Consider the following 18256-nt stretch of genomic DNA (forward strand, 5'->3'; position numbering starts at 1 on the left):
GCCGTCCGGAAGTCGGCACCCGCGTGCCCGGTCTCCTCCGCCAGAGCCCAGCCGTTCTTCCGCTGCAACGGCGCCACCAGCCCCGCATGTGAGCCGGCGCCGACTGCCGCGGCACTAGCCGCTCCGCGGCAGCGGCCGATGTCACAGCCTCCTCCGCCGGCAGCTGGACGCACCCCGCTCACCGGCGTTGACGGGGCGCCGCCGATTTCCTGCGACCTGATCCGCCGGACAGGCCCTAGTGTCCTGCGCCAGAAATAGTGAGGCTAAGTGTGTAGGCTGTTTCCATGGCGTCTCGGGGTCCTCGTGCTGTCGAAGTCGTGCTGTCTGCCGAGGAGCGGACGGAGCTGGCGCGTTGGGCGGGTGGTGCGGTGTCGGCCCGTGTGGGGGAGCGGGCCCGGATCATTCTGGCCTGTGCGGAGGGAGCGTCAAATACCCGTGCAGCAGCGGACTTCGGGGTATCCACGGAGACGGTGCGCAAGTGGCGCTCGCGGTTCGTGGCCCGGCGGATGGCGGGCCTGGTGGACGAGCCGCGGCCAGGCCGGCGCAAGCCGGAGCTGGTACTCAGCGAGGCGGAGCGTGCGGAGCTGACGCGCTGGGCGCGGCGGGCGAAGACCGCGCAATTCCTGGCGCTGCGCGCGAAGATCGTACTGCGGTGCGCGGAAGGCGGGCTCAACAAGGAGATCGCCGCCGAACTCGGTGTATCGCAGGGAACGGTGAACCGCTGGCGGTCGAGATTCATCCGGCTGCGGCTGGGCGGGCTGATTGACGAGCCGCGTCCCGGCAGGCCACCCTCGATCCTGCTGGACCAGGTCGAGGACGTGCTCACGGCGACGCTGGAGTCCACCCCGGGCCAGGACACCCACTGGTCGCGGGCCTCGATGGCGAAGCACTCCGGGCTGTCGAAGTCCACCATCGGACGGATCTGGAAGAAGTTCGACCTCAAGCCGCACCTGCGGGACGCCTTCAAGCTCTCCACCGACCCGCAGTTCGTCGCGAAAGTCGTCGACGTGGTCGGCCTGTACCACCATCCGCCGGAGAAGGCGGTGGTGCTGTGCGTGGACGAGAAGAGCCAGATCCAGGCGCTGGACCGCTCGCAGCCGGTGCTGCCGATGATGCCGGGCATGCCCGAGCGGCGCACCCATGACTACTACCGGCACGGCATCACCAGCCTGTTCGCCGCCTTCAACATCGCCGACGGCACGGTCATATCGGCACTGCACCGCCGCCACCGGGCGATTGAGTTCAAGAAGTTCCTGGTCACGATAGATAAGAGGGTTCCCGCCGGGCTCGATGTGCACCTGGTGTGTGACAACTACGCCACCCACAACACCCCCGAGATCAAGACCTGGCTCGGCAAGCACCCCCGCTTCCATGTCCACTTCACTCCGACCGGCTCCTCCTGGATCAACCAGGTCGAGCGATGGTTCGGCCTGCTGACCGACAAGCTCATTCGCCGAGGCGTCCACACCTCGGTGAAGGCGTTGGAGGATGACATCAGGGCGTGGATCGACTCGTGGAACGAGAACCCCAGGGCCTTCACCTGGACCAAGACCGCCGACGAGATCCTCAAATCCCTCGCCGACTACCTCACCAAGGTCACTCCTCTAGCCGGCGATAACCAGCGACAGACTTAAGCCCGTGATTTCAGGCGCAGGACACTAGCCCAGGTAGGCGAGTTCGGGGAAGTGCCGCTGGTAGGCGTCCAGCAGGCGTATCGCCACGGCGTACGAGTCGATCAGCGGGTGGATGGTCAGCGCCTTGACCGCGTGGGCGCGGTCGCCGGTGGTGGCGGCACGGATGACCGCGCGCTCCACCTCCTTGACCGAGCACACCAGGCCCTTGCCGTGGTCGGGCAACGGGGCCCCGGCGATGGCGTGGGCGCCGTTGGCGTCCACGTGGCAGGGGACCTCGATGACGGCGTCATCGTCGAGGACGGGGATCCGGCCCCGGTTGCGGACGTTGAGGATGAGGGCGGTGCGCTCGTCCAGGGCGATGGCCCGCATGAGGGAGAGGGCCACCTGCTCGTAGCCGCCGGACTCGAGGTCGCAGGAGTCGCGTTCACCCATGCCGACGGCGTCGCGGTTCTCCGCCATGTAAGTGATCTCGCGCTCCAGGCGGGTGGCGTCCCAGGCGTTCCAGGCGGCACGGGGTGGGGGCGGGGCAGAGGCGGAACCGGCCGCGCTCATGGAGTCCGTGCTCAGGGAGTCGTAGAAGCGCTGCTGCTGGGAGTGCAGGAAGGCGCCCCGGGTCTGTTCCGCGGCCCGGGCGGAGCCGACCGACTCGCGGTGGAAGTAGTAGTAGTGCAGGTATTCGTTGGGCAGTGCTCCGAGCGTGCGCAGCAGGTCGGCGCCGAAGAGCTTGCCCTCCTCGAAGGAGGTCAGCGCGGCCTCGTCCGCCAGCAGGGACGGCAGCAGGTCCCGGCCGTCGGCGTACAGGCCGCACAGCCAGCCCAGGTGGTTCAGGCCCACGTAGTCCAGGCGCGTGCGCGCCGGGTCGGCGCCGAGTGCCCCGGCCACGCGGCGGCCGAGGCCCACGGGGGAGTCGCAGATCCCGATCACGCGGTCGCCGAGGTGGGCGGTCATGGCCTCGGTGACCAGGCCGGCGGGATTGGTGAAGTTGATGACCCAGGCGTCGGGCGCCAGCGCGGCGACGCGGCGGGCGATCTCCAGCGCCACCGGGACGGTGCGCAGCCCGTACGAGATGCCGCCCGCGCCGACGGTCTCCTGGCCCAGGACGCCCTCCTCCAGGGCGATCCGCTCGTCCGCCGCGCGCCCGGCGAGCCCGCCGACGCGGATGGCGGAGAACACGAAGTCGGCTCCGGTGACCGCCTCGTCCAGGTCGGTGGTGACGGTGACGACGGGCGGGTCGGGGTGCCCGGCGGCCTGGTCGGTGAGGACCTTGCGGATGGCCGTCAGCCGGGAGGCGTCCAGGTCGTACAGGGTCACCGCGGTGACGCGTCCTTCGCCGCGGTCGCCCAGCAGCGCCCGGTAGACCAACGGGACCCGGAAGCCACCGCCGCCCAGGATCGTGAGTCTCATACCTCGACCACCTCAACTCCCGCCTCGCGCAGCCGCCCGCACGTCTTTTCGTCGCCCGGGGCGTTGGTCACCACGACGTCGAGGTCCTCGGGCCCGCAGACCCTGGCCATTCCGGTGCCGGGGAACTTGCCCGCGTCCGCCACCAGCACCACCTGGGCGCTGGCGGCGATCATCGCCCGCTTGACGGGCACCTCGACGGCGGTGGTGTCCAGCACCTGGCCGTCGGGGCGGATACCGCTGGTGCCGAGGAACAGCCGGTCGGCGTGGATCTGCCGCAGGTTGTCCTCGGTGAGGAAGCCGACCAGCGAGCGGTAGTCGCGCCGGACCACGCCGCCGAGCAGGATCAACTGGACGTCCTTGTCGTCCTGGAGCTCCTCGTAGACGGCCAGGTTGCTGGTGATCACGGTCAGGGAGCGGCCGTGCAGATGGCGGGCCACCCGGTGGGCCGTGGTGCCGATGTCGAGCAGCACCGTCTCACCGTCCCCGACCAGATCCGCGCACCACGCGGCCAGCGCGTCCTTGGCCTCGACCCGGACCGAGGCCACGTCGGCGAAGGGGTCGTCCTCGCCGAGAACGGGGGCGGCACCGCCGTAGACCCGCTTGAGCAGTCCCTCGTCCTCCAGCTGCGCGAGATCTCGCCGGATCGTGGCCTGACTCGCCCCGACCTTCTCGGCCAGGGAGACCACCGTGGTGGGCCCGTCCGCGCGCAGGGCACGCAGGATCAGCTGATGTCTTCGGTCAGGGAGCATGCCGCTGACCATACTCGCCAACTCGCCAAACTCAAGCAAAGTCGCGCATGAATGTCTCGATTGCTGCTTGACCCTTGTCAAACCCGCGCACCGGGTGCACTCTCTTGCGTAATTCAGAGCCAGGTCCGGACCCCACTCCGGTCGGCCGAAGCGGATGAACGGCGCATTCCGCCGCCAGGACGCATCGGCGCCGTCTGAGAGGACCCGGTCGAACACCCCGGGTGGCTGAAGGGTTCCCACCACGCCGATGCTCTTCAGCCACTCGGTCCCCGCCCCGCCCGCCATGGCTCGCGACTCACAGGTCCTTCCGGACACGCCGAACACTAGGAGAAGACCGTGGACCTTTCCCGTAGACGATTCCTCGAGGCCGCAGTGCTCACGGCCGCAACGGCCGGGCTGACCGCCGCGTGCGGCGGCGGCTCCGGATCGAGCGGCGGCAAGGACAGCAAGACCCTGAAGCTCTGGTACTGGGCCGGCGGCATGAGCGACAAGGTCGTCGCCGACGCCAAGAAGCACTTCTCCGACACCACCCTCAAGACGTCCGTGATCGGCGGTGACTTCAAGACCAAGCTGCTCACCGGCATGAAGACCGCCCAGACCGCGCCGGACATCACCGGCATCAAGGGCGAGGACATCGCGTCCTTCCTGCCCAACGCGAACCGCTTCCTGGACCTGAACGAGCTCGGCATGGACAAGCTGGCTCCCGAGTACCTGTCGTGGAAGCTGAAGCAGGCCACCACCCAGGACGGCAAGCTCATCGGCTTCCCCATCGACATCGGCCCCTGCGCGGTGTACTACCGCGAGGACCTCTTCGCCAAGGCGGGGCTGCCCACCGACCCGGCCAAGGTCTCCGCCGAACTGTCCACCTGGGACGCCTTCTTCGAAGCCGGCGTCGAACTGCACAAGGCCGTGCCGAAGTCGTTCCTGGTCAACAACATCGGCGCGGTGTTCTCGATGGCCGTCGGTCAGGGCACCAAGCGGTTCATCGACGAGGACAACACGTTCATCGGCGACCAGGACCACATCCGTGCCGCCTGGACCACCGCCGTGAAGGCGTACACCCTCGGCATCGACGCCAAGATCAACGACAACACCTGGAACGCCGCCGTGGGCAACGGCACCGTGGCCACCGGGCTGGGCGCCGCCTGGTACGCGCTGGACATCCAGAACGCGGCACCGGCCACCAAGGGCAAGTGGCGGGTGGCGAGCCTGCCGAGCGGACCGTCCAACCTGGGCGGCTCCTTCCTGTGCCTCCCCTCGACCTGCGCCAACCCCGAGAAGGCCTTCGAGGTCGTCTCCTGGATCCTCAACCCGGAGAACCAGGCCCGCGGCTTCACGGACGCGGCCCTGTTCCCGACCGCCCCGGCCGCGTACAAGCTGCCCGCGCTGACCGGCGGCGACGCCTTCTTCGGCGGTCAGAAGACCATCGAGATCTTCGGCCCGGCCGCCGAGAAGATCCCCGCCGCCTACGAGGCCCCGGCCGACGCGGCGGTCTCGGCCGCCTACTACAACGAGCTGACCGCCATCGAGGCCAAGGGCAAGAACCCGGAGGACGCCTGGAAGGACGCGGTCAGCCAGGCCAAGCAGATCGCCCAGCGGCAGGGAGTGAAGTGACATGTCGTCAAGCCCGGTAGCCGGCCCGGCCCCCACCGGCCCGCCCTCGGGACCCGCCACCGGACCCTCCGGGCAGCCGGCTCCGGACCGCCGCCGCGGTCCGGGCCGGCACGGCCGCCGGGTCCGTCCGGTGTCGGCCGGGGCCCGGCGCGGGCCGCGACGGGGGATCGCCCGGTACTGGTCGCAGTACCTGGCCGTCTCCCCGTACTACCTGATCTTCTCGGTCTTCATGCTCTTCCCGATGCTCTACACCGTGTATCTGGCGTTCCAGAAGTGGGACGGCATCGGGGAGATGCAGTTCGTCGGGCTCCAGCAGTTCCGCTTCCTGTGGGACGACCCGATCTTCTGGCTGTCCCTGCGCAACACCCTGGTCATCTGGGTGCTGGCCACCGTGCCGATGCTCTTCATGGCGCTGGTGCTGGCGGTGCTGGTGAACTCCGTCCGGCGCTTCACGGCCTTCTACCGGGTCGCCCTGTTCATCCCCAGCATCACGTCGCTGGTGGCCATCGCCATCTTCTTCGGCGCGATCTTCAGCAACAACTTCGGGCTCATCAACGCCATCCTGCAGGCGATGCACGTGTCGGCCGTGCCGTGGCTCAGCAACGAGTGGACGATCAAGCTGGTGATCGCGGCGCTGATGACCTGGCAGTGGACCGGCTACAACGCGATCATCTATCTGGCCGGCCTCCAGGCGATCCCCTCGGAGCTCTACGAGGCCGCCAGGATGGACGGGGCCGGTCCGGTGCGGATCTTCTTCAGCATCACGATCCCGCTGCTGCGGCCCATCATCCTCTTCACCGTGGTCGTCTCCACCGTCACCGGCCTGCAGAGCTTCACCGAACCCCAGGTGCTGTTCGGCAGCGACGCGTCGACCAACCCCAACTCCGGCGGGCCGGGCCAGGCGGGCCTGACCACGCTGCTGTACTTCTACCACCAGGCCTTCGACAACAACGACTTCGGCTACGCCGCCGCGATCGTCTGGGCCTTCTTCCTGCTGATCCTGCTCATCGTCACCATCAACTGGCGCCTGGTGCAGCGTAAGGAGCGACGGCCGTGAACAGCCAGAACCGCCAGCGCCTGAGGGGCCTGAGCGTCCATGTCGTGCTGATGATCTGTGTCGTCATCTCGGTGTTCCCGTTCTACTGGATCATCGTCATGGCGACCAACACCTCGCAGGACATCTACAGTTACCCGCCGAAGCTGTGGTTCGGCGGCAACCTGCTGATCAACATCCAGCATCTGTTCGACAAGATGGACTTCTTCGGATCGCTGCTCAACACGGTGATCGTCGCGGTCTGTACGACGCTGCTGGTGCTGTTCTTCGACTCGCTGGCCGCCTTCGCCTTCGCCAAGTACGAGTTCCCCGGCAAGAAGTTCCTCTTCGGCCTGCTGCTGGCGATGTACATCCTGCCGACGCAGCTGGCGATCATCCCGCAATACGAGATCATGGTGCAGCTGGGCTGGCTGGGCACGCTCCAGGCACTCATCGTGCCGGCCGCCGCCAACGCCTTCGGCATCTTCTGGATGCGCCAGTACACCAGCACGGGAGTCCCGGACGAACTGCTGGACGCCGCGCGGATCGAGGGCGCCGGGTTCTTCCGCCAGTACTGGCACGTGGTGCTGCCGTGCGTCCGCCCGGCCCTGGCGTTCCTCGGTATCTACACCTTCATCGCCGCCTGGAACGACTACATCCTGCCGTTGGTGATGCTGGTCAACCCGGACGAGCTGACCCTCCAGGTGGCGCTGGCGCAGCTGTACGCCGGCCACTCCACCGACTACAGCATGGTGATGGCCGGAGTGCTGCTCGCTGTCATCCCGCTGGTGCTGGTGTTCACGTTCTTCGCCCGCGGGTTCATCGCCGATGCCACAAAGGGGGCCCTGCGATGACGGCGGTGTGATCAGGCCTCGGCTCGCGCGGCAGCCCCAGCACCTTCTCCGCGAGGATGTTCCGCTGGATCTGCGAGGTGCCGGCGTCGATGGTCCCGCTGCCGTCCCGTCGGCACCTGGCCGTGCAGGCCCATGATGTCCATCCTTCGACCAGCACCAGGCGATCCGCTGCCGGATCACCGGGTCCTGGTCCTTGCCTTACTGGCGGGCCAGTTTCGACGAGGCACCCCACTTCCGCCCGGAACAGGATGGGGTTGGTCGCCGCCTCCTCCGAGGGGCGTTCCCTCGCCCTGACGCACAACCTGGGCGGCGGGCCCGGCGAATGCGTGTCCTTCGTGTCGGTGGTGGGCGACGAACCCACTGACTGAAGCCGCTCAGTCGAACTCGCCCTCCGAGAAGGGACGTTGTGCAATGGGACGACTCGAAGAGAAGGTCGCCGTCGTGACCGGGGCCGCGTCCGGCATCGGTGCGGCCACCGCGCGCCGCGTGGCCGCCGAAGGCGCTCACACGGTGGTCGCCGATCTGAACCTCGACGGCGCCAAGGCGGTCACGGAGGAGATCCGCGAGGCCGGAGGATCCGCGACAGCGGTCCTGGTCGACCTCGGTGACATCGAGAGCGTACGGGCCATGGTGGACGCGGCGGTCGAGGCGTACGGCGGCCTCGACATCCTGCACAACAACGCGGCGGCCACACACCTGGCCGCCCACCAGGACCTCGCCGTCGTGGAGGCCGACCCGGCGGTCTGGGACGACACCATGCGGATCAACCTGCGCGGGACCATGGTCGCGATCCAGGCCGCTGTCGCGCACATGATCGCCCGCGGCGGTGGCTCCGTCATCAACACCTCGTCCACGTCCGGGGTCGCGGGCGACCTGCGCAATCCCGCGTACGGCGCCTCGAAGGCCGCGATCATCAACCTCACGCAGTACGTCGCCACCCAGTACGGCAAGCAGGGCGTGCGCTGCAACGCCATCGCACCGGGCTTCATCGTCACGCCGGTGAGCACCGGTTCAGCGCACGGGGCGATCCGGGAGGCGATGCTGCGCCACCACCTCACGCCGCGTCTGGGGCAGCCGGAGGACGTCGCGGCGGCCGTCGTCTTCCTCGCCTCCGACGAGGCCGCCTTCGTCACCGGGCACACTCTGTACGTGGACGGCGGGCTGTCGGCCCACCAGCCGTACGTGGCGGATCTGCGCGACGCGTAACGGGTCCGTGCACTTTGCCCGCCCGACCCGGGCGGGCAAAGTGCACGGACCCCTGAGTCCCGCTCAGGACAGCGCCTCCGGCGCCAGGTGGGCCGGCTCCCGCGTCTCGTCGTCCGACAGCCCGGCGGCCGGTTCGTCGAGCAGCAGGATGGACGGCGAGGCCGCCACCGCGCGGGCGATGGCCCGCAGCCGCCGCTCGCCGTACGACAGGTCGCCCACCGGCCGGTCGAGACTGGATGTCTCCCTGTCCGGACGCTGGGGCGGACTGATCAGCGGCGACCCGGTCTTCGTGGGCTTCTCGCCCTGCGACTGCGGCAGAAAGATCGTCGACGTCGCTCCGGTCGCCGCGCTGTCCGACGCCGTCGCGCACGCCGGGGTCGCCACGCAGACGGTCGGCGTGTTCCCGGACGCCCGCAAGACGGAAGTACGCGACGCCCTCGCCTGCGCCGGCGTTCAACGCGTGGTGTCCCTCGCTCATGCGCTGGGTCAACGACGAGTGACTCGGCGGACGACGACCCCAAGGCGGCCCGGCCGGCCCATCCGGACGAACCGGATGAGCCGGCCAGGGCGCGTCGCCGGGGTCGGTTACGGGGTGACCTGGTTGCCGCCGAACGTCACGACGAGGCGGCCGTCCGAAGCGAAGGACCACTTCAGGGCGCCGGCGTAGGAGGAGCACCGGGAGCCGTTCGAACCGGACCAGAACTGGTTCGAGCTGTCGGCGTTGCCGACGATCCTGTCGTTCGTCCCACTGCCGCTGCGGCAGGAGGTGTTGTTCCGGAACACCGAAGTGCCCGCGTCGAACGAGTAGTTGCGCTCCTCGTTGTCGATGCTGACGTTGTCCGACACCGTCATCGTGCCGGGGTTCCTGTTGTACGTGAACCCGTGCTTGCCGTTGTTGTGGGCGATGTTGCGCCGGATGACGTGGTTGACCCCGATGTCCTCGCCGCCGAGCTTGTAGCCGTTGCGGTCACCGTTGCCGGCCTGGGAGCCGTCGCTCAGGGTGCCGTTGTCGTAGGCGAGGGAGTCCTCGATGGTCACCGCGCCGATGGCTCCCGTGTCGCTCTTGGTGTAAAGGTCCCAGCCGTCGTCGATGTTGTTGTGGGCCACGGCGTAGCGGAAGACGTTCCCGGGACCGGAGGTGAGCTTCGCGGCGAAGCCGTCGGCGTCCTCGCCGTCGGAGTCGGCGTTGTCGTGCGACTCGGCGCTCAGGATGAGGTTGTTGGACGGCCACTGGTCCTTGGGGGTGCTGGAGAGCATCCGCGAGAGCTGGAGGCCGGTGTCACGGTTGTAGCGCGTCACCGTGCGCTCGAAGATGTTGTTGCTGCCGCCGACGAAGATCCCGTTGTCCCCGGCACGCTCGACGACGATGCCCTTGACGTGCCAGTACGACCCGTTCACGGCGAGCCCGCGGTTCGAGGTGGCCTCGCTCTGGGCCGAGAAGTTCAGTACGGGCGTCTCACCCGGGTAGGCGGTCAGCTCGGTGCGGTCACTCGCGGTGCCGTTGTTGCCCGCCGGGATGGTGACCGTCTGCGAGTAGCGGTAGGTGCCGCCGCGCATGTAGATCGTCCCGCCGGGCGTGATGCGGGAGATCGCCGAGGTTAACGTCGTCGGGGCCGACTCCGTTCCGGCCGCGCCGTCGGTGCCGTTCGGCGCCACGTACAGCGCGGGGCCCGTCGGCGCCGGGTTGGTGCCGCCGACCTCGACATCGAGGTAGTCGATGTTGGGCAGGCCGGCCGAGGCGGTGGGGCTGAGCCGGATGGTGTTGCTGCCCGAACTCAGCGGCACCGTGAGCGTCTTCGTCGCCCAGGTCCCCCACGCGCCGGTGCCCTCGAAGGACACCGATGTGGCCGAGGAGCCGTTCACGGTGAGGCTCGCCGGCCGTGCGGTGGTGGTTCCGTTGGCGAATCGGACGTTCAGCGTCGCCGTGCCCGCGGCGGGGGCGTTCACGGTGAACTGGGCGTAGGCGCCGACCGCGTTGGTGGCGTTGCAGAATCCGCTGCCGGAGAAGCCGGTCCAGTCGGAGTCGATGGTGCCGGTACAGACCGCCGGGGAGCTCTCGGCCTCGATGGGGGTCCCCCCGCTCGAACGAAGTTGAGAGTGGGGGAGGGTGGTGGCAGCCTGTGCCGTGGTGCCGGACAGCGCGACGAGGGTGCCGGCCAGCAGGCCGACGCACGCGATGACGGGTCTCAGTTGCATCGTTCGTCTCCAGGTAGGTGGGCTCGTCTGACCAGGCGTTCGATGGAACGGGGTCGAGCTGACCCTTCCTCTGCGGGTTCCGGGGCGCGATGATGCGACCAGTTCGAGAGCATGAACGAGGTGAACCGGCCGGGCATCGCATCCGGAGGGAGAAAGCGCTTTCCCGGAAACTAGATGCTTGCTGTGGACGCGTCAATAGACGTGTACTTGATTTATATTCATGAGCATGAACGCCAGGACGGTCCTGGCGCCCGTCACTTCGCGCCGATGTGGGCGCCCGGGCCGAGCGGCAGGTCGAAGCCGTAGAAGACGCCCAGGATCACGAGCCACACCGCGAGGAACGGCACCGTGAAGATCGACAGCCGCGCGATGAGCGTGCCCAGACGGGCCTCGGGCTCGTACCGGCGCACCATCGCCAGCAGCAGGAAGACGTACGGGTTCATCGGCGTGATGATGCCGGTGGCCGAGTCGCCGATGCGGAAGGCGGCCTGGCTGAGAGCCGGGCTCATGCCGAGCAGCATGAACGCCGGTACGAACACGGGGCCCACCAGCGACCACAGGGCCGACCCGGAGACGATGAAGAGGTTGAGGCAGGCCGCCAGGAGGACGAACGCGACCAGCGCCCAGAAGCCGGTCAGGCCGATGGCGTCCAGCCCCGCCGCGCCCTTCACAGCGAGGAGGATGCCCACGTTGGACCAGTTGAACAGGGCGATGACCTGGGCGGCGACGAACATCAGGACGATGTAGCCGGACATGTTCCTCACCGAGTCGGACATCGCGCCGACCACGCCCTCCGAGCCCGCCAGCGCCTTCACCGTGAAGCCGTAGGTGAGCCCGGCCAGCAGGAACGCGCCGAACAGCACCGGGACGATGCCGGTGAGCAGGGGAGAGGGCACCAGGGCGCCGCCCTCGCCGCGCAGCGGTGCGCCCGCGGGCAGCCAGAGCGACAGCAATGCCGCCGAGTAGAGGACGACTGCCAGGGCGGTGAGCAGCAGCCCCCGGCGCTGGACCGGGGTGAGGGTGAGGTCCTGCTGCTCGGGCTCGTCCTCGGCGGGCTCGTACGGGCCCAGGCGCGGTTCGAGGACCCGGCTGATGAGGAAACCGCCGAGCAGGCCGAGGACGACACTGCTGGACGCGGTGAAGAAGTAGTTGACCAGGATGTTCAGGTCCAGGCCGTCGGCGGCCGGCAGGACCGCGGCGGCCTGCTGGGTGATGCCGATGTAGAGGGCGTCCAGGGAGCCGATGGTGAACCCGGCGGCGTAGCCGGCGCCCACGCACGCGAAGCCGCCGATCAGCCCCGCCACGGGGTGGCGTCCGGCGCTCTTGAAGACCACGGCCGCGAGCGGCGGCAGCACGATGGAGGCGACGTCGCTGATCATGTGCGCCTGGCAGGCGATCAGAGCCACCAGGTACGGCAGCGCCGCACGGGGCGCGCGGGCCAGGGTGGCCCGCATGACGGTCTCCAGGAGCCCGGCCTTCTCCGCCACCCCCACCGCCATGATCATGAGGAGCACGGCGGCGATGGGCGGGAACGTGGCGAAGTTGGTGACGAGGTTCTCCGTCAGCCAGCGCACTCCCTCGCCGGTGAACAGCCCGGTGACGGCCTTGGTCTCGTCGGTGCCGGGGACGGTGACCCGCACGTCGGCCAGCGCGAGCGAGGTGGAGACGACGGCCAGGACCAGGAAGAGGGCGGTGAACAGGACGATCGGGTTCGGCAGCGCGTTGCCCATCCGTTCGATGAGCGTCAGCACGCGGTCGATGCCGGTGGGCCGGCGCGGGTCCGGGGACTTGCTGTCCGGGGCGGGCAGTTCGGTGAGGGAGGACATCAGGGCCGCCTTCCGGTCCGGTGCAGCAGGTCCTTGCGTACGACGCCGTCCTGGACGACGAGGACGATGTTCGCGGGGTCGCCGAGGACGCCGATGTCCGTCAGCGGATCGCCGTCGCACAGGATCAGGTCGCCGGTGCGGCCGGCCGTCAGGGTGCCCAACCGGTCGGCGACACCGAGGAGTTCGGCGGAGGTGCGAGTACCGGCGACGATGGCGGCCATGGGGTCCATGCCCAGGTCGACCAGATAGCTCAGCTCCATCAGGTTCACACCGTGCGGGCCGACGGCGGCGTCCGTGCCGAGCGCGATCCGGGCGCCGTACTCGATGGCCCGCGCGATGTTCTCCTTGGTCGTACCGGACCAGCGGACCTTCTTCCGGTAGTGGTAGTCCGGCATCGTCTCCTTGTTGATGCCGGCGTAGACGGTGGACAGCGTCGGTACGACGAAGACGCCCCGCTCGCCCGCCATGTCCAGGGCCCGCTCGTCCAGCCCGTAGCCGTGCTCGATGCTGGTCACGCCGCCGCGGATCGCGTTGAGGATGCCGGCGTTGCCCTGGGCGTGGGCGGCGACCGGCTTGCCGCCGTGCCGGCGGGCCTCGTCCACGACGGCCCGGATCTCCTCCTCCAACAGGCCTTCGTCGTCCGGGTCGTCGTAAGGGCTGCCCATGCCGCCGGTGGCGCAGACCTTCACCAGGTCGGCGCCGTCGCGCAGCACCCGGCGCACGGCGAGCCGGGCCGCGGCGGTGTCGTCGGCGATCTCGGACATGCCGGCGCTGAGGTCGGTTCCGTCGGGCAGCCGGACGTCGGCGTGGCCGCCGGTGTGGCTGATGATCCGCACGGCCGTGTGCAGGCGTGGGCCCACGATCCGGCCCGACGCGACGGCCGTACGGAAGCCCGCCGACAGGCCGCCCAGGTCGCGGGCGGTGGTGATGCCGGCGTCGAGGGTCTGCCGGAGCCGGGTGGCCGTGTCGAGGGTGACCAGGACCGGGTCGAGCTCCGCGCGGCGGCCGGGCGGCGAGCCGTGCGCGTAGGCGAGGTGGACATGGCAGTCGAAGAAGCCGGGCAGTACGGTGCGGCCACCGGCGTCGATCACCTGCTCCGGCCCGGCCGGGGGCGCGGTCGCGGCGGGACCGGCGTAGGTGAGGGTGCCCTGGGCATCGATGGTGACGACGGCGTCGTCGACGGGGGACCCGCCGGTGCCGTCGATGAGACGGGCGCCCTGGACCCGCAGGGCGGTTCGGGAGGCCTCGGGTGTCGTGGCAAGGGTCGTCATGGGACGCGGTCACTCCTCCGTTGTCGGCATCAGGCGAAGGGAGTGTGGGGTGCGGAAGAAAACCTGGTGTGACGATGCAGCTTTCTCGCCGGATTCCGTCGACGCACGCAGAGAAGTGCCGCCCATGGGCGTGCAGGATCGTGCCGTCGCGGAGGCCGCGGCGGAGCTCGACGAACTCGACCGGGGCGTCGTGCACGCCCTGCAGATCCACCCCCGGGCCCCGTGGACGCTCGTCGGGGAGGTGCTCGGCGTCAACCCCGTGACCGCCGCGCGGCGTTGGCACCGGCTCGAGGAGGCGGGCCTGGCGTGGGTGACCGCCTATCCGCGGGTGTCGAACACGCGGATCGTGGTCACCGGCGTCATCGAGGTGGACACCGAGCCGGGCTCGGCCGAGGACGTGGCGGGCGCCTTCGCCGCGGATCCGGCGGTGCCGAACATCAAGCTCACGGCGGGCGGGCGGGACCTGGTGGTCAACGTGCAGGCCCGCGGTCTCGACGAGCTGGCCCGCCGGACCACCCTGCTGTTCCAGCGGACACCCGGCATACGGGCGACGCGCACGCATGTGTCGACCGGCATTCCCACCGAGGGCAGCCGGTGGCGGCTGCGCAGCCTCGACGAGGCCCAGAGCGCGCGCTTCGAGGCGGCGCTTCCTCCGGCCGGCCTGCCCGCACCCGCCGCCGAGGCCGGCTGGGACGAGCTGGACGCGGGCCTGCTGGAACTGCTGAGCACGGACGGGCGGATGGCGCTGCGCGAGCTCGCGACGCGCACCGGCGCGAGCCTGACCACCGTCCGCCGCCGACTGCAGTCCCTGCTCGCGTCCCGGCTGGTGCTGCGCTGCGACCTGGCCCGGCCGCTGTCGGGCTGGCCGCTGTCCGCCGTGTACTTCGCCTCCGTACCGGGCCAGTACGTCGAGGAGACCAGCCGGGCGCTGGCCGGGGTGCGCGAGGTCCGCTCCTGTGCGATCACCGCCGGGCCGCACAATCTGGTGATCGACGTCTGGCTGCGCGAGCTGCACGACGTGCACGCCTTCGAGGCCCACCTGTCACGGAAGCTGCCGCGCCTGACCGTCGCCGACCGGTCGGTGGTGCTGCGCACGGTCAAACACATGGGGCGCCTGCTGGACCATGACGGCCGCTGCGTGGGTGTGGTGCCGTTGCGCAATCCGCAAGGGCCGCGTCCTACCTCTGCGGGGCTGTAGACGTCATTGGCCGGCCGGGAGTCCCTCGGGAGCGGTGACGCCCTCGACGACGTGGCGGAGGAAGCCGGCCGCGGTGCCCCCGTCGCAGACACGGTGGTCGAAGGTCAGCGACAGGTGGACGACCCCGCGTACCTCCAGGCGGCCGTCCACCGCCCAGGGGCGGTCGGTGATCCGGCCCACGCCGAGCATGGCGGCCTGCGGGTGGTTGAGGATCGGGGTGGCGCCGTCGACGCCGAAGACGCCGTAGTTGTTCAGGGTGAAGGTGCCGCCGGTGCGGTGCTCCACCGGGAGCGCGTCCCGCCGGGCCAGGTCGGTCAGGCGCCGCAGTTCGGCCGCCAGGTCCTCGGGTGCCAGCCGGCCGGCGTCCCGGACGACGGGCACGACCAGACCGTGCGGGGTCTGTGCGGCGAAGCCCAGATGCACCTCGGGCAGGCGGATCAGCTCCCCGCGGTCGGTGTCGACGCGGGCGTTGAGCTCGGGGAAGGCGGCGAGGGCGGCGAGGCAGGCCCGGGCCAGCAGGGGCATCAGGCCCGTGCCGTGGCTCGCGCGGGCGGCTGGTGCCCCGGCAGGCAGCGTTTGCCCGTTGAGGAGCGCCCGCCGCGCAGCGGCCAAAGACCGCAGCCGGTGCGTGCTCTCGGCGTGCCGGCCGGAAGGCCCCGTCGATGGACCGGACGTACTTGGGCTTTCGGCCGGTGCGGCGAGTGGGGGCACCTCCCACGCCTTTAGGGCAGTGGGGGAGCGTGCCGGGCGTCGCGACGGGGCGGACGCTGCCTGTCGGGGCACTAGCAGGGCGGTGGCGTCGGTGTCGGCCCAGATGGTCACGGTGGGGGTGTCGCGGTGGCCTCGGACGAACTTGTCGGCGGCGGGGCCCAAGGGGACGCGAAGCCCACCCGGCTCACCCCACTTCGCCGCCCTCGCCGTCCCGTACCCGGTCAGCACAGCCCCCGAGCCCGTCTCCGCCACCGTCAGCAGCGGCGCTCCCACGCGGACGACCTCACCGGCCGCGCAGTGCAAGGCGGTCACGGTCCCCGCGTACGGACTCGGCAGTGTCACCGCGGACTTGGCCGTCTCGACCTCGGCGAGGACCTGGTCGTGTGCGACGGTGTCGCCCACGGCGACCTTCCACTCCAGCACCTCGGCCTCGGTCAGCCCTTCACCCAGGTCCGGCAGGTCGAAGGTGCTGTCCGCCGGGGCGGTGGGAGAGGCCGCCGGTGGAGCCGCTACCCGTACGTGCCCCGTGCCGCCGTCGGGCAGCAGCCGTCGCAGCCCTTCGAGCACCCGCCCGGCCCCCGGCAAGTGCGCGCCCTCCAACAGCGGCGGCGGATAAGGGATGTCGAGTCCCGTCACCCGCAACACCGGCGCCCGCAGCGCGTCGAAGCACCGCTCCTGCACCCGGGCCGCGATCTCCGCGCCGACCCCGGCGAAACCCTGCGCCTCGTGCACCACCAGACAGCGGCCGGTCCGCCGCACCGACGCGGTCAGCGTACGGTCGTCCAGCGGGACGAGGGTGCGCAGGTCGAGCACCTCGACGTCCAGGCCCTCGGCCGCCGCCGCTTCGGCCGCCTCCAGGGCCACCGCGACCGACGGGCCGTAAGCCACCAGCGTCGCGTCGCGGCCGGGGCGGCGTATCGCGGCGGTGCCGAACGGCCCGGTGCGGACCGGGAGTTCGATCTGCTCCTTCGTCCAGTAGTGGCGCTTGGGTTCCAGGAAGACCACCGGGTCGGGGTCGTCGATCGCCTCGCGCAGCAGCGAGTACGCGTCCGCCGCCGTCGCCGGGGTCACCACCTTCAGACCCGCCGTGTGCGCGTAGTACGCCTCGCTGGAGTCGCTGTGGTGCTCGACGCCGCCGATGCCGCCGCCGTACGGGATCCGGACGACCAGCGGCAGCGCGAGGGCGCCCCGGGTGCGGTTGCGTGTCTTGGCGATGTGGGAGGCGATCTGCTCGAACGCCGGGTAGGCGAACGCGTCGAACTGCATCTCCACCACGGGCCGGAACCCGGCCATCGCCATGCCGACGGCGAGGCCCGCGATGCCGGCCTCGGACACCGGCGTGTCGAAGCAGCGCCGGTCGCCGAACGTGTCGGCCAGCCCGTCGGTGACCCGGAAGACGCCGCCGAGGCGGCCGACGTCCTCGCCGAGGACGACGACGCGTTCGTCCGCGTCGAGGGCGTCCCGCAGGGCGGTGTTGAGCGCCTGTGCCAGTGCCGTGCCGGCCGCCATGTCAGCGTCCCTCCAACTCGGCCCGCAGGGCGGCCCGTTGCTCGGTCAGGTGAGGCGTCGGTGAGCTGAACACGTGATCGAGGAGGGTTGACGGGTCCAGGTCGGGGTCGGCGGCGAGTCGTTCGCGGACACCGGCGGCGTACGCCTCCGCCTCGACGGCCGTGGCCTTCACGTCGGTGTCGGTGAGCAGGCCGCGTTCGCGCAGCGCGTCCTCCAGCCGGGCGATCGGGTCGCGGCCCCGCCAGTGCTCGGCCTCCGTGGCCGGGCGGTAGCGGGACGGGTCGTCGGCGCTGGTGTGCGGGGCCATGCGGTAGGTGTGCGCCTCGACGAGCCACGGCCCGCCGCCCGCCCGGGCGTCCTCGACGGCCGTGGTCAGCACGGCCAGTACGGCGGCGGCGTCATTGCCGTCCACCTGCTCGGAACGGACGCCGTAACCGACTCCCTTGTACGCCAGGGCCGGTGCCGCGCACTGGGCGGACAGCGGTACCGAGATGGCGTACCCGTTGTTCTGCACCAGGAAGACCACTGGCGCCTTCAGCACCCCGGCCAGGTTGACCGCCTCGTGGAAGTCGCCCTCGCTGGTGGCGCCGTCCCCGACGAGCGCGAGGGCGACCGTGTCAGTGCCCTTGAGCCGCTCGCCGTGGGCCAGACCGGTGGCGTGGGCCGCGTGGGTCGCCAGCGGGGTGCACTGCGGCGCGGTGCGGTGGCGCAGCGGGTCGTAGCCGCAGTGTGCGTCGCCGCGCAGCAGGGTCAGCGCCTCGACGGGGTCGATGCCCCGGCTGACCAGGGCGACGCAGTCGCGGTACGTGGGAAACAGCCAGTCGGTGGCGCGCAGCGCGAGCGCGGCGCCCACCTGGCAGGCCTCCTGGCCGAGGCTGGAGGGATGGACGGCGAGCCGGCCCTGCCGGGCGAGCGCAGTCGCCTGCTCGTCGAAGCGCCGCCCGACGACCATCTTCCGGTACGCCGTCAGCAGCGACTCGGGCGGCGGCTCGGGGTAGGTCCTCCGGTGCTCCGCCTCTTCCGCCGTTTCAAATTTCCGTGTTTTGCGATT

Annotated in this window: 14 protein-coding genes; 6 read left to right on the top strand and 8 right to left on the bottom strand. The window is 70.3% G+C overall.

Features of this window, described 5'->3' with window-relative positions:
• The first annotated feature begins 284 nt into the window (after positions 1–284).
• Positions 285–1634, top strand: coding sequence for an IS630 family transposase (locus Q4V64_RS47495; RefSeq protein WP_303714667.1), 1350 nt, complete (start codon positions 285–287; stop codon positions 1632–1634).
• A 24-nt stretch (positions 1635–1658) separates the two neighbouring features.
• Here the strand turns inward: Q4V64_RS47495 and Q4V64_RS47500 are convergent, their stop codons facing one another.
• Together Q4V64_RS47500 and Q4V64_RS47505 are read right to left on the bottom strand one after the other, a co-directional pair.
• Entirely contained in the window at positions 1659–3038 is a 1380-nt protein-coding gene (locus Q4V64_RS47500) for a 6-phospho-beta-glucosidase (protein WP_124444986.1), read from the bottom strand.
• Positions 3035–3787 carry a DeoR/GlpR family DNA-binding transcription regulator gene (locus tag Q4V64_RS47505; protein WP_124444987.1) on the bottom strand — a complete coding sequence of 251 codons (753 nt, stop codon included), beginning with the start codon at positions 3785–3787 and terminating at the stop codon, positions 3035–3037. The genes Q4V64_RS47500 and Q4V64_RS47505 overlap by 4 nt, the downstream gene beginning before the upstream one ends.
• 336 nt (positions 3788–4123) lie before the next feature.
• On the opposite strand from Q4V64_RS47505, the gene Q4V64_RS47510 reads away from it, so the two are divergent.
• The 4 genes from Q4V64_RS47510 (at position 4124) to Q4V64_RS47525 (ending at position 8494) form a co-directional block, all read left to right on the top strand.
• A complete protein-coding gene (locus tag Q4V64_RS47510; RefSeq protein WP_124444988.1) occupies positions 4124–5401 on the top strand; it encodes an extracellular solute-binding protein in 1278 nt (425 codons plus the stop codon).
• A 166-nt stretch (positions 5402–5567) separates the two neighbouring features.
• A complete protein-coding gene (locus Q4V64_RS47515) occupies positions 5568–6458 on the top strand; it encodes a sugar ABC transporter permease (protein ID WP_306308386.1) in 891 nt (296 codons plus the stop codon).
• 50 nt (positions 6459–6508) lie between these two features.
• Positions 6509–7288 carry a carbohydrate ABC transporter permease gene (locus Q4V64_RS47520; protein WP_124445033.1) on the top strand — a complete coding sequence of 260 codons (780 nt, stop codon included), beginning with the start codon at positions 6509–6511 and terminating at the stop codon, positions 7286–7288.
• A gap of 411 nt (positions 7289–7699) precedes the next feature.
• On the top strand, positions 7700–8494 hold the full coding sequence (locus Q4V64_RS47525) for a glucose 1-dehydrogenase (protein ID WP_124444991.1): 795 nt from the start codon (positions 7700–7702) through the stop codon (positions 8492–8494).
• A 63-nt stretch (positions 8495–8557) separates the two neighbouring features.
• On the opposite strand, the gene Q4V64_RS47530 is transcribed toward Q4V64_RS47525, so the two are convergent.
• From Q4V64_RS47530 to Q4V64_RS47545, 4 genes are all read right to left on the bottom strand, one after another.
• On the bottom strand, positions 8558–8878 hold the full coding sequence (locus Q4V64_RS47530; RefSeq protein WP_253267455.1) for an ATP-binding cassette domain-containing protein: 321 nt from the start codon (positions 8876–8878) through the stop codon (positions 8558–8560).
• Positions 8879–9079: 201 nt separating this feature from the next.
• Positions 9080–10690 carry a carbohydrate-binding protein gene (locus Q4V64_RS47535; RefSeq protein ID WP_124444992.1) on the bottom strand — a complete coding sequence of 537 codons (1611 nt, stop codon included), beginning with the start codon at positions 10688–10690 and terminating at the stop codon, positions 9080–9082.
• Between the two features lie 254 nt (positions 10691–10944).
• Positions 10945–12516 (bottom strand): AbgT family transporter, encoded by a 1572-nt coding sequence (locus tag Q4V64_RS47540; protein ID WP_124444993.1) that lies wholly within the window; start codon positions 12514–12516, stop codon positions 10945–10947.
• Entirely contained in the window at positions 12516–13787 is a 1272-nt protein-coding gene (locus Q4V64_RS47545; RefSeq protein ID WP_124444994.1) for an amidohydrolase family protein, read from the bottom strand. The genes Q4V64_RS47540 and Q4V64_RS47545 overlap by 1 nt, the downstream gene beginning before the upstream one ends.
• A 124-nt stretch (positions 13788–13911) precedes the next feature.
• On the opposite strand from Q4V64_RS47545, the gene Q4V64_RS47550 reads away from it, so the two are divergent.
• Positions 13912–14985, top strand: a complete 1074-nt coding sequence (locus Q4V64_RS47550; protein WP_124444995.1) for an Lrp/AsnC family transcriptional regulator — start codon at positions 13912–13914, stop codon at positions 14983–14985.
• A gap of 3 nt (positions 14986–14988) precedes the next feature.
• On the opposite strand, the gene Q4V64_RS55795 is transcribed toward Q4V64_RS47550, so the two are convergent.
• Together Q4V64_RS55795 and Q4V64_RS47565 are read right to left on the bottom strand one after the other, a co-directional pair.
• A complete protein-coding gene (locus Q4V64_RS55795) occupies positions 14989–17205 on the bottom strand; it encodes a 2-oxo acid dehydrogenase subunit E2 (RefSeq protein ID WP_348540832.1) in 2217 nt (738 codons plus the stop codon).
• A 1-nt stretch (position 17206) separates the two neighbouring features.
• Entirely contained in the window at positions 17207–18157 is a 951-nt protein-coding gene (locus tag Q4V64_RS47565) for a thiamine pyrophosphate-dependent enzyme (protein WP_253267454.1), read from the bottom strand.
• Between the last annotated feature and the right edge of the window lie 99 nt (positions 18158–18256).

Source organism: Streptomyces sp. NL15-2K (assembly GCF_030551255.1).
Taxonomy (GTDB): Bacteria; Actinomycetota; Actinomycetes; order Streptomycetales; family Streptomycetaceae; genus Streptomyces.

What these genes read in the sequence shown, in the direction of transcription:
- Q4V64_RS47565 (WP_253267454.1), bottom strand. Translation starts at nt 18,157, where the DNA reads ATGGTCGTCGGGCGGCGCTTCGACGAGCAGGCGACTGCGCTCGCCCGG.
- Q4V64_RS47545 (WP_124444994.1), bottom strand. Translation starts at nt 13,787, where the DNA reads ATGACGACCCTTGCCACGACACCCGAGGCCTCCCGAACCGCCCTGCGG.
- Q4V64_RS47520 (WP_124445033.1), top strand. Translation starts at nt 6,509, where the DNA reads ATGATCTGTGTCGTCATCTCGGTGTTCCCGTTCTACTGGATCATCGTC.
- Q4V64_RS47495 (WP_303714667.1), top strand. Translation starts at nt 285, where the DNA reads ATGGCGTCTCGGGGTCCTCGTGCTGTCGAAGTCGTGCTGTCTGCCGAG.
- Q4V64_RS47505 (WP_124444987.1), bottom strand. Translation starts at nt 3,787, where the DNA reads ATGCTCCCTGACCGAAGACATCAGCTGATCCTGCGTGCCCTGCGCGCG.
- Q4V64_RS47525 (WP_124444991.1), top strand. Translation starts at nt 7,700, where the DNA reads ATGGGACGACTCGAAGAGAAGGTCGCCGTCGTGACCGGGGCCGCGTCC.
- Q4V64_RS47500 (WP_124444986.1), bottom strand. Translation starts at nt 3,038, where the DNA reads ATGAGACTCACGATCCTGGGCGGCGGTGGCTTCCGGGTCCCGTTGGTC.
- Q4V64_RS47540 (WP_124444993.1), bottom strand. Translation starts at nt 12,516, where the DNA reads ATGTCCTCCCTCACCGAACTGCCCGCCCCGGACAGCAAGTCCCCGGAC.
- Q4V64_RS47550 (WP_124444995.1), top strand. Translation starts at nt 13,912, where the DNA reads ATGGGCGTGCAGGATCGTGCCGTCGCGGAGGCCGCGGCGGAGCTCGAC.
- Q4V64_RS55795 (WP_348540832.1), bottom strand. Translation starts at nt 17,205, where the DNA reads ATGGCGGCCGGCACGGCACTGGCACAGGCGCTCAACACCGCCCTGCGG.
- Q4V64_RS47535 (WP_124444992.1), bottom strand. Translation starts at nt 10,690, where the DNA reads ATGCAACTGAGACCCGTCATCGCGTGCGTCGGCCTGCTGGCCGGCACC.